This is a genomic window from Pseudoalteromonas sp. FUC4, from assembly GCF_008370255.1.
Classification (GTDB): Bacteria; Pseudomonadota; Gammaproteobacteria; order Enterobacterales; family Alteromonadaceae; genus Pseudoalteromonas.
The window spans coordinates 296,334-311,471 of the sequence record NZ_SEUI01000004.1; the positions used below are offsets into that span (position 1 = coordinate 296,334).

At 39.5% G+C, this 15,138-nt stretch carries 16 protein-coding genes and 1 riboswitch; of the genes, 12 read left to right on the top strand and 4 right to left on the bottom strand.

What is annotated here, in order from left to right; genetic code table 11:
- Positions 1-44: 44 nt before the first annotated feature.
- Positions 45-500, top strand: coding sequence for a thioesterase family protein (locus tag EU510_RS13560; protein WP_024596241.1), 456 nt, complete (start codon positions 45-47; stop codon positions 498-500).
- A gap of 51 nt (positions 501-551) precedes the next feature.
- On the top strand, positions 552-1,472 hold the full coding sequence (gene rarD, locus EU510_RS13565; protein WP_149593934.1) for an EamA family transporter RarD: 921 nt from the start codon (positions 552-554) through the stop codon (positions 1,470-1,472).
- A 23-nt stretch (positions 1,473-1,495) separates the two neighbouring features.
- Here rarD and EU510_RS13570 read toward each other — a convergent pair whose 3' ends face one another.
- On the bottom strand, positions 1,496-2,731 hold the full coding sequence (locus EU510_RS13570; RefSeq protein WP_149593935.1) for a diguanylate cyclase: 1,236 nt from the start codon (positions 2,729-2,731) through the stop codon (positions 1,496-1,498).
- A gap of 87 nt (positions 2,732-2,818) precedes the next feature.
- On the bottom strand, positions 2,819-3,193 hold the full coding sequence (locus EU510_RS13575) for a DUF413 domain-containing protein (RefSeq protein WP_104643301.1): 375 nt from the start codon (positions 3,191-3,193) through the stop codon (positions 2,819-2,821).
- Positions 3,194-3,284: 91 nt separating this feature from the next.
- On the opposite strand from EU510_RS13575, the gene EU510_RS13580 reads away from it, so the two are divergent.
- The 8 genes from EU510_RS13580 to ung all read left to right on the top strand — a co-directional run bounded on the left by EU510_RS13580 (position 3,285) and on the right by ung (position 11,344).
- Positions 3,285-4,157: a LysR family transcriptional regulator gene (locus EU510_RS13580; protein ID WP_010553277.1), complete on the top strand. Its 873-nt coding sequence runs from the start codon at positions 3,285-3,287 to the stop codon at positions 4,155-4,157.
- A gap of 480 nt (positions 4,158-4,637) precedes the next feature.
- A complete protein-coding gene (locus EU510_RS13585; RefSeq protein WP_002961381.1) occupies positions 4,638-5,570 on the top strand; it encodes a porin in 933 nt (310 codons plus the stop codon).
- A 67-nt stretch (positions 5,571-5,637) separates the two neighbouring features.
- Positions 5,638-5,762, top strand: a riboswitch (cobalamin riboswitch).
- A gap of 163 nt (positions 5,763-5,925) precedes the next feature.
- Positions 5,926-6,738 carry an ABC transporter ATP-binding protein gene (locus tag EU510_RS13590; RefSeq protein ID WP_149593936.1) on the top strand — a complete coding sequence of 271 codons (813 nt, stop codon included), beginning with the start codon at positions 5,926-5,928 and terminating at the stop codon, positions 6,736-6,738.
- 1 nt (position 6,739) lies between these two features.
- Entirely contained in the window at positions 6,740-7,744 is a 1,005-nt protein-coding gene (locus EU510_RS13595) for a FecCD family ABC transporter permease (protein WP_149593937.1), read from the top strand.
- Positions 7,745-7,748: 4 nt separating this feature from the next.
- Positions 7,749-9,233, top strand: coding sequence for a cobyric acid synthase (locus EU510_RS13600; protein ID WP_149593938.1), 1,485 nt, complete (start codon positions 7,749-7,751; stop codon positions 9,231-9,233).
- The gene (cobO, locus tag EU510_RS13605) at positions 9,226-9,825 is read left to right on the top strand and encodes a cob(I)yrinic acid a,c-diamide adenosyltransferase (RefSeq protein ID WP_007376484.1); all 600 of its coding nucleotides are present in this window, start codon (positions 9,226-9,228) and stop codon (positions 9,823-9,825) included. The genes EU510_RS13600 and cobO overlap by 8 nt, the downstream gene beginning before the upstream one ends.
- Positions 9,825-10,685 (top strand): cobalamin-binding protein, encoded by an 861-nt coding sequence (locus EU510_RS13610; RefSeq protein ID WP_149593939.1) that lies wholly within the window; start codon positions 9,825-9,827, stop codon positions 10,683-10,685. The genes cobO and EU510_RS13610 overlap by 1 nt, the downstream gene beginning before the upstream one ends.
- Positions 10,682-11,344, top strand: a complete 663-nt coding sequence (gene ung / locus EU510_RS13615; RefSeq protein WP_149593940.1) for a uracil-DNA glycosylase — start codon at positions 10,682-10,684, stop codon at positions 11,342-11,344. Before EU510_RS13610 ends, ung begins: the two co-directional genes overlap by 4 nt.
- 107 nt (positions 11,345-11,451) lie before the next feature.
- Here ung and EU510_RS13620 read toward each other — a convergent pair whose 3' ends face one another.
- Both EU510_RS13620 and tal read right to left on the bottom strand, forming a co-directional pair.
- The gene (locus EU510_RS13620) at positions 11,452-11,640 is read right to left on the bottom strand and encodes a DUF3545 family protein (protein WP_007583746.1); all 189 of its coding nucleotides are present in this window, start codon (positions 11,638-11,640) and stop codon (positions 11,452-11,454) included.
- A 212-nt stretch (positions 11,641-11,852) separates the two neighbouring features.
- Positions 11,853-12,803 carry a transaldolase gene (gene tal, locus EU510_RS13625; RefSeq protein ID WP_149593941.1) on the bottom strand — a complete coding sequence of 317 codons (951 nt, stop codon included), beginning with the start codon at positions 12,801-12,803 and terminating at the stop codon, positions 11,853-11,855.
- 225 nt (positions 12,804-13,028) lie between these two features.
- On the opposite strand from tal, the gene yaaA reads away from it, so the two are divergent.
- Both yaaA and EU510_RS13635 read left to right on the top strand, forming a co-directional pair.
- Entirely contained in the window at positions 13,029-13,808 is a 780-nt protein-coding gene (gene yaaA / locus EU510_RS13630; protein WP_149593942.1) for a peroxide stress protein YaaA, read from the top strand.
- 120 nt (positions 13,809-13,928) lie between these two features.
- Positions 13,929-14,885, top strand: coding sequence for a mechanosensitive ion channel family protein (locus EU510_RS13635; protein WP_149593943.1), 957 nt, complete (start codon positions 13,929-13,931; stop codon positions 14,883-14,885).
- Positions 14,886-15,138: the final 253 nt, after the last annotated feature.

A 15,138-nucleotide genomic window follows, 5' to 3' on the forward strand; every position in this document is an offset into this window, starting at 1 on the left:
TGTATGTTTTACTCATCTTACCTGTTTTGACATAGAGAATAATAATGAATAAAGAAATGTTAATTGAACAAGTGGGCGCGTTATTTGTAAATGGCATGCCGTTTAACCAGTTTTTACAAATATCGGTTGAGTCGTTAAGCCCTGAACAGGCCAAAATTACGTTCCCGTGGCAGGATGTACTCATTGGTAATCCTGCGCAAAAAATACTCCATGGTGGTGTTATTTCAGCCGTACTTGATAATGTAGGCGGTATGCTCGCTGCAGCAAGTGTAATTGATAAACTCACCGATTTAGATATCACAAGCGTGCAAACAAAATTAGCCACGCTTGGGACTATCGACTTACGTACTGATTATTTGCGCCCTGGTAAAGGAGAAAGCTTTACTGCCAGTGCAACACTTATTCGTTCAGGTAATAAAGTATGTGTATGCAGAATGGAATTACATAACGAACAGTCTGTTCAAATTGCTTTTGGAACCGGCACGTATTTAGTTGGATAAAACGCGTATGGCAAGTAAACTAGCGACCTTTTAAATCACTAAGTGTTTATTATGTCGATTGATACTGAGCAGCGTAAAGGTGCTATTTTTGCTTGTCTTGCTTTTTTAATGTGGGGCCTTGCGCCAATATACTTTAAGTTGATTCAGCATGTTTCTGCTTTTGAAATTTTAATGCATCGGGTTATTTGGTCGGTTGTGTTTTTAGTATTGGTAGTAAGTGTTTTACGGTATTGGAGTAAAATTAAACGCATTATCGTTCAACCCAAGCTTTTGCTTATGCTTGTTATAACCTCTGCACTGCTTGGGTTTAATTGGGGTTTATTTATATGGGCTATAAATAATAACCATATGCTTGACGCAAGCTTGGGCTATTACATAAATCCTCTTTTAAATGTATTACTGGGTATGCTTTTTTTAGGCGAACGCCTGCGTAAGTTCCAAGGCGTAGCAGTAGCCCTTGCCTTTAGCGGCGTAGTGCTGCAGCTAATTAGTTTTGGCTCGTTTCCTGTAGTTGCTTTTTCACTGGCTATATCATTTGCACTTTATGGTCTATTACGTAAAAAATTACCGGTTGAAGCCTTGCCTGGCATTTTACTCGAAGCACTTATATTACTGCCTGTCGCACTTATTTATTGGTGGTTAATGGTGCCAACACCGACTTCAAGCTTAGCAGCTAACGATTGGCATACTAATGTACTACTAATTAGTGCTGGTATTGTAACGACATTACCACTGCTGTGTTTTACCGGTGCAGCTAAGCGTTTGCAATACACTACACTTGGCTTTTTTCAATACATTGGGCCAAGCTTAATGTTTATACTCGCTGTGGTGTTTTATGGGGAAGTGTTTGACGCAGAGCGTGTAGTAACATTTGCATGTATTTGGAGTGCACTGGCTATTTTTAGTTGGGACTCTTACCATCAATCACGTAAACGTAAAAAAGCGGCTATTACTGCCGCAGAAGTTGTTTAACTTATTATTTAACTTCAATAGCCTTAGCTAACCACTTTATTACGACCTGATTCTTTAGCGTCGTAAAGTTTTAAGTCGGCCTGTTTTAAAAGTTCATCAATTTGATAAACAGGCCCGTTTGCAAAGCCAATAGAAATAGTGAATTTTATTTTAGCTTTACTAAACTCTTGGCTATTCATTTCTATAAAATACCTAAAGCCTTCAAGGCGCTTAAGTGCTTCTTGCTTGTTTATATTCATAAAGCAAACTGCAAACTCTTCACCGCCTAAACGTGCTACCAAGTGCTTTTTAAAATATTTACTGAAGCAAATAGAGAGCCCTTTTAATACTTCGTCGCCAACATCGTGTCCGTATGTATCGTTAATTGATTTAAAGTGATCAATATCAAGCATCGCTAAAGCACCATCACCTTTAGCACGTTTAATTTTCTTTAGTGACTTTTCAGCTTTTTCGAAAAAGTAACGGCGGTTTGGTAAATTAGTAAGGTAATCAGTATTTGCCTGTCGTTTTATGGTGGCCATAAGTTCTAACATATCGACGTTTTGGCTAAGTCTGCAATAAAACTCTTCATTATTAAAAGGTTTATGCAGGTAATCGTTTGCGCCATTTTTTAAAAACAAAGTTGATAAATCAGACGAGTCTGCGGCTGAAATACCTATAATCACTTTTTCATCGTTATTATATAAACGGCGAATTTCGGTACACAATTCATCACCGTTCATATTTGGCATTTCATTATCAGTAATAATAACCGAGATGTCAGGAGCAGCTTCAAGCATAGCAAGTGCTTCTTTTCCATCTTCTGCTTGTAATATTTGATATTTATGGCGTGCAAGTAAATTACATATATAACTTCGTGTAGAGGCTAGATCGTCAACAACGAGTACTTTTACATTTTCGTTGCGAGTTAGTCTCAGTAATTGCTTTTCTAAATATTGGTAAGCTTGTTTGTTTTCTTTAATGATGTAATCGATGATTGGATATTTTTCTACTGTATCGCGAGTTTTTTTATCAATATTGCCCGTCATTACAATCGTCGGTATATCAGCATTAACAGTACAAGGTACCGCTTCACCAGACGGGGCATCTGGTAAAATAAAATCGACTACAGCGCAAAAATAGGCGTTTGAACTTAATAGTTCTTTAGCTTGAGCTAACGACTCGGCGATATCAACTTCGTAGCCAGCTTTAAGCGCAATGTGCTTTTGCACACGCGCTATAGTAGGCGTATCTTCAATTATTAGTATTTTTCGCGTCACGTAGCTACCTTGTTTAATATTTTGCAAAAGTATTTGCTAATACAAGTTGTAACTGCTAAAACGCAAAAAAGCAAATAACTTAGTGGCTTACAAGCTATCTGCTTCTGAATAATACTCTTGGCTAATGGGGGCTGGCCCTGACATTTTAGAACGACCAAATAATGTGTGGAATTTAGTTTTACAGGTTGTTAGCTTTAAGTATTTAACCCACGCACGCTCAATTGGGTTTGTAGGCTCTAAAGAACCCGTAACCACCGCTACAAATTGTTCTTGGTGTTCATTTTGTGGCGCTATAGTTTTAGAGTATAAGCCTTTTAAAACAACTCCGTGCTGTTCTAATATGCTGGCTTCTAACAAGGTGAAGTTTCCGCTGCGGCCAAAACCACGTGGAAAGTTTTGATCATCATAAAATTGACGTTGGCTAACAAATGCTTGGCGTAGTAATGAAATGTTATTGCTCATAGCTTTATCCTCATACCTTAGTAATTAGCTGGAGTATGATGCAAGTTTGGCAATTTATTAAACAAATTATTTTTATCGTGAGGATAAAAAATTGGATATCGATTTATTAAAAACATTCGTTGAGGTAGTGCGCACGCGTCACTTTGGTAAAGCGGCTGAAAACCTTTATATTACGCAGTCTGCAGTGAGCTTTAGAATTCGTCAATTAGAGCAAGGACTTGGTGTTAATTTGTTTATTCGCCAGCGTAATAACATTCAACTTACAGCACCTGGCGAGCGTTTATTACCGCACGCGCAAATGATTATTACAGGTATGCAGCGCGCCAAAGTCGATGTTGCTCTTGCCGATAATATGCATAAGCAAATTAGCTTAGCAGGAACGCCTAATATTTGGGATGCTTTTTTACAGTTTGGTATAACAAATATTGTATCGGCGATGCCGGGCGTGTCGTTGGTTGCAGAAGTTAAAGCACAACAAGAAAGCACTCGACTATTATTAGAGCGCACTCTCGATTTGGCAATATTGTTTGATCCACCAAAAGTGGACGAATTAGTGGTAGAGCGAATTTGTGAATTGCCTATCATTCCAGTAAGCGGATATGACACTGCAACGAACGAAAACTTTTTTGATAATCAATATGTATATGTTGATTGGGGAACTACTTTCTCACTTTGGCATGCACGCCAGTTTACCGGTAAAACGCCTCCTTACTTTAGAACAAGCACAGGACGTATTGCACTTGATTTAATACTGCAGTGTGGTGGCAGTGCGTTTATACCTCAAGTATTGGTAGAAGGGCATTTAGAAAAAGGTGAACTGTTTCATGTTAAAGGGGTAGAAAATACCTCGCGAGACGTGTTTATTGCATACCACAGAGACAACGAGCAAAAAGAGCTAATAGAAACCTTAGTTAATTTACTATCGCAAATGACGCCAAGCTTGTCATTAAAGCAAGGTAAGTAAGAGAGACCATTTAGTAGGGTCTGTTGATTTTTCAAGGTTAAATTTGCAGCAGTCTGTTTGGTATTTAGGCAAGGCAGAGTCTATGTAGTGTGGTTATTCCCCATAAATAGGCGATAACGCAGCATTAATGCCAAACAGGCGCTGCCCAAAGGGTTCTTCCTAGGGGGTTATTTACTCTTTGTTGCCTACATGGATGTCGGTAAGGGGCGTGAGCAGGACGCGGAAGCTTTGCTCGGTCCTTACTTAGCCCACTAGGTTACAAACCTCGCGCCGCGATTAAATAGCCCCTAATTTGAACAAATTTTAATCCGCAAAGAACAACAGACCCTAAGCTTTCATGTTATTTTGATTTCACATTTAATGCATTTTTATTAACAAAAAAAGACATTAATATTTCCGTTGTAATATTACTGTCATTTAGCGATGACAAAATGCAGCAGTTTTAAAAATTAGTCTTTTGTGATTATCCAAGGAAATAACATGAAATTTGTAAAATCGAGCTTATGCTTAGCGCTATTAAGTGGTTTATCTTTTAATGCACTTGCTGATGTAGACATTTACGGTAAAGCGAATGTAACAGTGCAATCATCTGATGATGGCGAAGGGTCTTTTACTGAAATTAAAAGTAATGCTTCTCGCCTTGGTGTTAAAGGTTCTGAAAAAATAAATGATAGTTTAGAAGCCGTTTATAAGTTCGAATTTCAAGTTGATGTGTCTGATGCTGATTCAAAAGGCGATAACGACGACAATATTTCTGCGCGTAACCAATACGTTGGTTTAAAAGGTGCGTTTGGCCAAGTGGTTATTGGTCGTAACGATACTGCGCTTAAGCAATCTCAAGGTAAGTTAGATTTATTTAATGACCTTGAAGGCGATATTAAAAATGTATTTAAAGGTGAAAACCGCTTAGGAAATACTGTTAGTTATTCATCAAACTCATACGAAGGCTTTAAAGTACTTGCTACTTTTGTAGCTGAAGATGATGTAGACGCTGATAACGGTTACTCAATGGCGGTTACTTACGGCGACGTGGCACTTAAAAAGAGCGCAGTATATGCCTCTATCGCAGCCGATAGTGAAGTAAATGGCTACGATGTAGTACGTGCATCAATCCAAGGTAAAGTTGAAAACTTTAAGTTAGGTGCAATGTACCAAACACAAGAAAAAGTTGACGGCAGCGCAGAAGCGGATGGTTACCTATTAAATGCAGCTTACAGTATGGGTAACAACACATTTAAAGTGCAATACCAAGACATGGATTTTGACGACAGCGACGATAAGTCAGCAATATCAGTTGGTCTTGATCACAAATTAAATAAAAACATTAAAGTATTTGGCTTTTACTCAAGCTTCGATATGGACAACAACGTTGACCAAGACTACGTAGGCTTAGGTATGGAATACAAGTTTTAACTATTCGCTAAATTAGTTTAAACACTCCCTTTTTAACCGCGCTCTTTTGAGTGCGGTTTTTTTTGCTTTAAATTATTTACCCGCCCATAATAGACCCTCATTTGGAATGAGGTGCAAATCCTCAACTATTCCCGTAACTGTAATTAGTACAACGCTTTAAGTCAGATACAAATGAGCAATACCAATCAGCATAAATATTTGAACAATTTAACGAATTAAATTTATCGCTTAATAGGTTCTATATCTAAATAGATTGGTATAATTTTTTAACGAGCGGGTTTACTCATTTTTTATTAATACACTAGTTATTGTTAGCTGTATTGTTAGTGAGTTCACGCCAACCAAGGACTCACTGTTGCACACTAAATCAGCGCTAAACACGCCTTTACTTAACGTTAAAAATGTTTCGTGGGGGATTGCCAATAAAAGCATTTTAAATGATATTAATTTGCAAATATCGCCAGGTAAATTTGTTGGTTTAATTGGCCCAAATGGGGCGGGTAAGTCGAGTTTGCTGCGTTGTTTATATCGTTTTAACCGGCCAACATCAGGGCAGATTACTTTTAATAATCATGATATTTGGCAACTTAAAAGTGAAGATTATGCAAAGCAAGTCGCTGTGGTACTTCAAGAAACCCCTTCGCAATTTAACTTAAGCGTATTTGACGTTATTGCACTTGGGCTTACTCCTCATAAATCGCTATTTAGTTCAGTAACTAACAATGATAAACAAAAAATTACTCAAGCAATAAATACTGTAGGGCTTGAACAACACAGTAATCAAAGCTTTGAATCGCTCTCAGGCGGTGAAAAACAAAGAGCGCTTATTGCTCGTGCTATTGTGCAGCAACCTCAGTTATTAATAATGGACGAACCAACCAGCCATTTAGATGTTAAATACCAAATACAGGTAATGGAGCTGGCTAAATCGTTGGGTGTAACTGTATTTGCATCGTTTCATGATTTAAACCTAGCCGCTGCAATGTGCGATGAGTTAGTGGTTATTAAAAATGGTGAAATTACGCATACAGGCACGCCAAGTGAGGTATTAACCGAAAACATGCTAGGCGACGTTTTTGGTGTATGCGCCCAAGTAAATAGCCACCCGCAAATATCGAAGTCGGGAAATAGCATCCCTCATATCACTTACTTTTATGGTTACGAATAATATGCGTGCAGTTAATACTCGTCACTCACTTGCACTATGTATAAGTATTGCAGCTGCTTTATTTAGCTTATTTGCAGCACTTAGTTTTGGCGCCGCAGAAACCTCGCTTCAAGACGTACTTAATAGTTTTTTACTCTCAAATGATGCGTCTTTTAATACGCGTATTATTTTTGAACTAAGAATGCCACGTACGTTACTTGCGTTTATGGCTGGCGCAGGATTAGCAATTGCAGGGCTTATTTTACAAACCGTCACGCGCAATCCTTTAGCCGATCCTTACTTGTTTGGTATATCGTCAGGTGCCTCATTTGGCGTGGTGTTACTTATGGCATTTGCCGGTATTAGCGCAGGCTTTATGCTGTCTGCAGCAGCGTTATTAGGTAGCTTACTCGCTATGAGTTTATTAATATTGATTGCAGGTAGGCAGCAAAGTGCACAGGTAGAATCAATGCTATTAGCAGGCGTTGCTCTGTCGTTTTTATTTAGTGCATTTACCAGCTTGTTGCTTTATTGGAGCGACCCTCAGGCGGTAGCCGCTATTTTATTTTGGACACTGGGCAGCTTTGCTCGTGCGCAGTGGGCAACGCTTTGGTTGCCTTTGTTGGTAATTACATTATGTACATTTGTAATGCTGAGCTTTAGAAGGCAGCTCAATGCTATGTTGCTGGGCGATGAAAGCGCAATTACGTTAGGTGTTAGGGTCCAGCGCTTTAGAGTACTTATGCTGGTTTTGAGCTCATTAATTACCGCTGTGCTGGTGGCTATGTGTGGTGGGATTGGATTTGTAGGATTAATGGTGCCGCATATTGTGCGCTTTTTTATCTCCCAAGGCACCATCGCGGGATTGCTAGTAACCAGCTTAGTGGGCGGTACATTTATGGTGTGGGTTGATGTACTTTCGCGCTCATTGCTAAAAAACCAAGAGCTGCCCGTAGGTGTTATAACCGCTGCTATTGGTAGCGTGTTCTTTTTGAGTTTATTGTTTTTTAGAAAGCGAAAGGTGTAACTCCATGAAGACCTTAATGGTGCAAGGCACTACATCAGATGCAGGTAAAAGCACCCTAGTTGCAGCCCTTTGCAGAGCGTTTGCTAAGCGAGGGGTAAAGGTTGCGCCTTTTAAACCACAAAATATGGCACTTAATAGCGCAGTAACAAAAGATGGTGGCGAAATTGGTCGTGCGCAAGCTTTGCAAGCAATAGCAGCTAAAGTAGAGCCCGAAATAGACTTTAACCCTATATTACTTAAACCTAATAGCGACACTGGCGCACAAGTGATTATTCACGGAAAAGCCATTAGTAATATGGAAGCGGGCAAATATCACGACTATAAAAAAGTAGCGATGGATGCAGTAATTACCTCACATAACCGCTTAGCTAAACGCTTTGAATTACTCCTTGTTGAAGGGGCTGGGAGCCCTGCTGAAATAAACCTACGTGAAAACGATATTGCCAATATGGGTTACGCCGAAGAGGTAGATTGCCCTGTCATTATTATTGCCGATATAGATAAAGGCGGTGTGTTTGCACATTTGGTAGGTACGCTTGCGTTGTTAAGCGAGTCAGAACAGGCGCGCGTAAAGGGCTTTGTTATAAACCGCTTTAGGGGCGATTTGAGTTTGCTACAAGGCGGGCTTGATTGGCTTGAAGAATACACAAACAAACCCGTGCTTGGCGTATTACCTTATTTGCACGACCTCGCGCTTGATGCTGAAGACGCCGTCGCAATTGATAATAACGTAACCAACGCCTCAATTAATATTGCAGTGCTGCTTGTACCACACATTAGTAACCATACCGATTTTGATGCACTGCGTTTGCACCCAAACATTAATATAAATTATGTGCGCCATACGCAAACGATCCCAGACGTTGATCTGATAATTCTCCCAGGCAGTAAAAACGTGCTGGGCGATTTAAGTTTTTTGAAAAATGAAGGCTGGGACACTCAAATTAAGCGCCACTTACGCTATGGTGGCAAAGTACTTGGTATTTGTGGCGGCATGCAAATGCTGGGCAATACACTCAACGATCCCGAGGGTATTGAATCGTCATTAAAGCAAGTAAATGGACTTGCCCTGTGCGACTTTGAAACCACGCTAACAACACAAAAAGTATTAACTAAAATAACCGCTACACTGCTTTTAAATAACCAATCAACACCCTGTAGTGGTTACGAAATACATGCAGGGATTAGCCAAGGTGCAGCGCTTAATAAGCCATTTTTAACCTTTGATGAAAACCACCCACATGGTTTTACGTTTGACGGCTTTATTAGTGATGATAACGCCGTTGCGGGTACGTATTTACATGGTTTATTTGATGAAGCCGGTGCTACATCGCAAATTTTAAAATGGGTAAAACCAAGTGCCTCAATTAACCCAATTAGTATTGCTGCTCACCGCGAGCAGCAGTTAGAACGGTTAGCAACCATGTGTGAAACGCATTTAAATATACAGCAAATTATCTCGATTTATGAAGGGCACAATAATGACTGAACAAAACAACGATAAGCACAAGCAGCGCCAACAAAAAGTAAAAGAACAAGTGGATGCGCGCGTTGCCGCTGCGCAAGATGTAAAAGGTATTTTTCAGGTAATTACCGGTAACGGTAAAGGTAAATCAACCTCGGGCTTTGGCGTTGTAGCACGCTGCGTTGGGCATGGTAAAAAAGCCGCTGTTTGCCAATATATTAAAGGTACGTGGGAATGTGGCGAGCGTAATTTATTACAAGGTGCAGGCGTTGAGTTTGTTGTAATGAACACCGGTTTTACTTGGGATACGCAAAATAAAGAAGCCGATACCGCAGCCGCGCAAGCAACATGGCAAGAGTCAAAACGCATGCTTGCTGATAGCAGTATTGATTTAGTATTACTTGATGAGCTTACGTATATGGTGACCTACGGCTACGTTGATTTAGATGAAGTAGTAACAGCGCTTAATAACCGCCCACCAATGCAGTCAGTTATTATTACAGGGCGTGCAGCGCATCGTACTTTAACCGACCTTGCCGACACCGTAAGTGAAGTGCGTAATGTAAAACATGCATTCGACTCAGGCATAAAAGCGCTCGAAGGGTTTGATTACTAATGTTTAAAGCGTTTTTTATTGGGCTACTGCTTTTTAGTGTATCGGGCAGTGCACTTGCAGAGCAGACCAAGGATTCTAAAAAGCTACGGATAATCGCGCTTGCACCGCACATTGTCGAAAACCTATTTGCCATAGGAGCGGGCGATAATATTGTGGGCACGGTTGATTACGCCGACTATCCAAGTGAAGCCCAAAGTATTGAGCGCATAGGGGGTTATTACGGCATCTCGCTTGAAAAAGTATTAGCGCTTAAACCCGACTTAGTTATTGCGTGGAAAAGCGGAAATCAAAGCGAAGACTTAGCCCAAATAGAGCGTTTAGGTATAAAAGTGTATTTGAGTAATCCCACCACAATCGCAGGTGTTGCGGACGAGTTACTTACTTTTGGTGAATTTACAGGGAATATTGAGCAAAGCCAGCAAGCGGCAAGCGCATTTAAACAAAAGCTAAACGCGATTGTTAAAAGCCAGCAAGATAAAAAAAATATTACCGGATTTTATCAGTTATGGGCTGAGCCCATGATGACAGTAAGTAAAAATACATGGATAAGCCAACTGATTGAAACATGCCATGTAAGTAATGTATTTGCACAAAGCATTACAGATTATCCGCAAATTAGTATCGAAAATGTCATTGTTACTAAGCCACAAGTTATTATTATCCCTGATGAAAAATCAAAAACACCACAGCCGGTTGTTAATTGGCAAAAGTGGCCAGAAGTGCCCGCTGTTAAAAATGATCAATTTATTAGCGTAAATGCCGATTTATTACATCGTTTTACTGTGCGCATGCTAGATGGACTCGCGGATATGTGTGATAAAATAGACGCATCACGTAAACAGATTAAGAGTACACAATGAGCAATTGGGCTACATTTTTAGAAAGTGAATTACAACAACCTTACATGCAGCAAACGTTAGAGTATGTGGCTAATCGCCGCAATGAAGGTGTTGCTGTTTATCCGCCTGAAGCTCAAGTATTTAGTGCTTTTGATGCCACCGCACTTAATGACATCCGCGTTGTAATTTTAGGACAAGACCCATACCACGGAGAAGGGCAAGCGCATGGCTTGTGTTTTTCGGTATTGCCTGATGTAAAAAAGCTGCCGCCGTCGCTTAAAAATATGTACAAAGAGTTAGCTGTCGATATCAGAGATTTTATTATTCCTGAGCATGGTTACCTGCAAAACTGGGCAGATCAGGGCGTGTTTTTACTCAATACAGTATTGACCGTTGAGCAAGGGCAAGCGCATTCGCATAAGCATTTAGGATGGGAGCAATTTACCGATAATGTAATTGCGCACATTAATAAGCACTGCGAAGGTGTGGTATTTATTTTATGGGGTGCACATGCACAAAAAAAAGGTAAAGGCATTGATAGCGCTCGCCATTATGTTTTAAAAGGGCCGCACCCATCACCGCTTTCGGCGCATAGAGGCTTTTTTGGCTGTCAGCATTTTTCAAAAACGAATGAGCTATTACAAGCCCAAGGTGAAAAACCGATTAACTGGCAGGTATAAATAACCTGGCTCTGAATAATAAAATTTATCTCATGCAGCTATTTTCAGCGCATTAAAAAAGGCTTCCATGTAATGGAAGCCTTTTTGTTTAGTTGGGGCGTATTGAATTAAAAGTCGAGCTCTTCAATTGCAATACTGTCTGTAAAGTAGTCTAGTTCTTGTAGTTCTTTACGTAGGCGCTGTTTGTCTTTTATTGCTTCTATTTCACGCCATTTTCTTTTTTTATTTTTCTGAGAGGTTTTCCTTGTTGTATCTGGTCCTTCTAATATCTCTAATATATCGTTTAGGCTATCCATGAACTTCTCCTATTGATTTTATTGACCTCAAGAATACCTATACCACAGGCCTAGTTAAAATAGAATAAAAAAGTGACAGTTATGTTACACAAGTGTGATTAATTGATGAAGGTTTATACGAAGATTATATGAAGGTTAAATAGAGGAATAGCCTATTTTAGGCATAAAAAAACGCCGCTATTGCGACGTCTTTAATACACGATTATAGCAAATTACATTGCTTTAAAGCGCGCTTCTAGTTGTTCTTGTGCATCAGCAAAAGAGCGAATACCTTCAGCTAGTTTTTCAGTAGCCATAGCATCTTGGTTATGTAACCAACGGAACTGCGCTTCTGTAAGAGGCTCTGGTTTTGGCTCTTGTGGAACATTGCTTTCTAGCAAGTATTCCTGTGCGCCTTCAAGGTTACCTAAATCTTCTAAAAGATTAGGGCTAATTGTTAGCTTGTCGCAACCAGTAAGAGCAATAATTTCGCCCGTGTTACGGAAACTTGCACCCATCACAACTGTTTTGTAGTCATGACGTTTGTAAAATTCAAAAATGCTGCGTACAGACTGAACGCCTGGATCTTGTAGCGGATCAGTTGGTTTTTCCATACCGTTAGCAACATGCCAATCTAAAATACGGCCAACAAATGGCGAAATTAGAAATACGTTTGCATCGGCACATGCGCGAGCTTGGGCATCGCTAAATAATAAAGTAAGGTTACATTTAGTACCTTCTTTTTCTAGCTGCTCAGCGGCTTTAATACCTTCCCACGTAGACGCTACTTTAATTAAAATTTTGTCTTTGCTTACACCTTCTTTTTCGTAAAGGCTAAGTAGAGTATGTGCTTTATCAATAGTCGCTTGCGTATTAAACGAAAGGCGTGCATCTACTTCAGTTGAAATATAACCAGGTACAATCTCGCTAATTTCTTTACCAAGTAATACGGCAAAGTAATCACATGCTAATTCAAGTTGTTTAGCTGGCTCTTGCTCGGTTTCTTTTGCATAGCTCCAAGCTTTATCTAGGTAAGGCTTATATGCTTCAATCTCGCTCGCTTTTAATAAAAGCGACGGGTTTGTAGTTGCATCTTCTGGCTGATGCTTTTTAATAGCTTCAATATCACCAGTGTCGGCTACGATAGATGAATGTTGTTTTAGCCTTTGTAGAGCTGAAGTCATTTGCTTTCCTCATTCCAAGCAAGTTAAAAGAAAAATCTAATCACTCTTAATATATACAATCCATACTGCAACAGTGTGACAATGCTTGATAGGTCTTATGTCCTTATCAATAGAAAAACGGCAATGCATGGGTTATTAAGAGAGGATTTATTTAAACAAAACGTGCTTTTCGTTTCATTTAATGTTGAAATTGACACTAAATAAATTACAAGTCAATAGCTAACTATGATCACTGTTATTTCACCTGCAAAAAATCTTGATTACGAAACGCCACCCGCAACAGACAAGTTCACTCAGCCTGAATTACTAGAGCACAGCGAAGAGCTCATAAAAGTATGCCGTGAACTAACACCAGCGCAAATTGGCAGTTTAATGAAAATTAGCGATAAGCTATCTGGGCTTAACGCAGCACGCTTTAGCGAGTGGGCGCAGCCGTTTACACAAAGTAATGCTAAACAAGCAGTGCTTGCCTTTAATGGCGATGTATACGGCGGTTTAGATGCAAGTACGCTTAAAGCTAGCGAGCTTGATTACGCACAAAACCACTTACGTATCCTTTCGGGTTTATACGGCTTATTAAAACCACTTGATTTAATGCAAGCTTACCGTCTTGAAATGGGCACCAAGCTTGAAAACTCGCGTGGCAAAAACTTATACGAGTTTTGGGGCAGCGTAATAGCGAACAAACTAAACGACGTATTAAAAGCGCAAGACGCACAATACTTAGTTAACCTTGCTTCAAACGAATACTTTAAAGCGGTAGATAAAAAAGCATTAAATGCACAAATTATTACCCCACACTTTAAAGATTGTAAAAACGGTCAATACAAGGTAATTAGCTTTTACGCTAAAAAAGCACGCGGCATGATGGCCCGCTATATTATCGAAAATAAAGTAACGCAGCTCAGCCAATTGAAAGAGTTTACTGTTGCGGGTTATTACTTTAGCCCAGAGGCAACAGTTAAAGAACTAGAGCCGGTATTTATGCGCGACGAACAAAATTAGGTTATAAGCTTAAATAAAAAATTTAAAAGCCATGCATTGCATGGCTTTTTTGATGTTGGCGTTATATTTGCAATCTCATCTAATATTAATGAGAACACTAATTAAATAGGTGTAAATAAAATGATCAGCATTCCGTCAGTTGGCGAAGCCGAAAAACTAATAGAAGAAAAGCTCGGAGGGTGGTTTGATGTTGTAATAAGTCATATCCCTAATTTTATAGTTGCGATACTGATCGCAATTGTGTTTTCAATATTGGCACGCTTTGCTGGCAAGCTGATGAAAAACGTATTACGCCGCTCACTCGACTCAAAACAAATTGCCGATTTAATGGCGTCAATATTTAAAGTTATTGTGTTGTGCATAGGTTTATTTATTGCACTCGATTTTGTTGGCTTAAAAGGCACCGTTACTTCGCTACTTGCTGGTGCGGGTATTGTGGGTTTAGCCATTGGTTTTGCGTTTCAAGACATGACCGAAAACCTAATTGCAGGTATAGCAATGGGGGTACGTAAGCCATTTAAAACAGGTGACGTAATAGAAACCGATGATGTGTTTGGTTCAATACATTCAATAAACCTACGTAACACGCTAATAGAGAGCTTTTACGGGCAATTAATACTGGTGCCAAATAAAGTCTTATTTAGAAATATACTCAAAAATTACACCACTTTAGGTGTTAGGCGCATAGAAGTGCCAGTGGGCATTTCGTACGGTGACGACATAGAAAAAGCAAAAGACGTCATAGTCGAAAAAATTAACGAATTTGACTTTGTAATACGTAAAGACGAAACAGCTGTATACGCTGAAGGTTTTGGCGACAGCAGCATTAACTTACTAGTGTGGTTTTGGATTAAATACCCAGGCGAGCCTGACTTTATGACGGTACGCCATAAAGGTGTTGTTGCTGTTAAGCAAGCACTAGACGAAGCTGACATTAGCATTCCTTTCCCAATTCGTACTTTAGATTTTGGCATTAAAGGCGGCGAAAAACTCGATGCTATGATAAGCGACAAAATAAGCCAGCAGTCATCAAACAAGGGAAGTTGTGATGGTGCTGACTCTAGCCCAAGTGAGTAATTTAGTTAAAGCTCATTAGGCAAAAGTATTGGGAAATAGTTACTTACCAACAGCGCAATTTTACAGAGTGAAATTGCGCTTTTTTATAAATGGATTATTAGCTAAAAGTTTAAATACTTAGTTTTGTGTTTATTGAATATCAATTCTGATTAGTTGTGTTTGGGCATAGCGGTATTAACAAGTAAAAGTAGTATTTACCCAACGATTTCTTTACTACCTTTGCAGCACACTCTGAAATAACGCCTTCACCTAT

Coding starts and splice junctions, on each gene's coding strand:
- EU510_RS13575 (WP_104643301.1), bottom strand. CDS start 3,193: ATGAGCAATAACATTTCATTACTACGCCAAGCATTTGTTAGCCAACGT.
- EU510_RS13560 (WP_024596241.1), top strand. CDS start 45: ATGAATAAAGAAATGTTAATTGAACAAGTGGGCGCGTTATTTGTAAAT.
- EU510_RS13600 (WP_149593938.1), top strand. CDS start 7,749: ATGAAGACCTTAATGGTGCAAGGCACTACATCAGATGCAGGTAAAAGC.
- EU510_RS13585 (WP_002961381.1), top strand. CDS start 4,638: ATGAAATTTGTAAAATCGAGCTTATGCTTAGCGCTATTAAGTGGTTTA.
- EU510_RS13620 (WP_007583746.1), bottom strand. CDS start 11,640: ATGGATAGCCTAAACGATATATTAGAGATATTAGAAGGACCAGATACA.
- yaaA (WP_149593942.1), top strand. CDS start 13,029: ATGATCACTGTTATTTCACCTGCAAAAAATCTTGATTACGAAACGCCA.
- rarD (WP_149593934.1), top strand. CDS start 552: ATGTCGATTGATACTGAGCAGCGTAAAGGTGCTATTTTTGCTTGTCTT.
- EU510_RS13595 (WP_149593937.1), top strand. CDS start 6,740: ATGCGTGCAGTTAATACTCGTCACTCACTTGCACTATGTATAAGTATT.
- EU510_RS13635 (WP_149593943.1), top strand. CDS start 13,929: ATGATCAGCATTCCGTCAGTTGGCGAAGCCGAAAAACTAATAGAAGAA.
- cobO (WP_007376484.1), top strand. CDS start 9,226: ATGACTGAACAAAACAACGATAAGCACAAGCAGCGCCAACAAAAAGTA.
- ung (WP_149593940.1), top strand. CDS start 10,682: ATGAGCAATTGGGCTACATTTTTAGAAAGTGAATTACAACAACCTTAC.
- EU510_RS13610 (WP_149593939.1), top strand. CDS start 9,825: ATGTTTAAAGCGTTTTTTATTGGGCTACTGCTTTTTAGTGTATCGGGC.
- tal (WP_149593941.1), bottom strand. CDS start 12,803: ATGACTTCAGCTCTACAAAGGCTAAAACAACATTCATCTATCGTAGCC.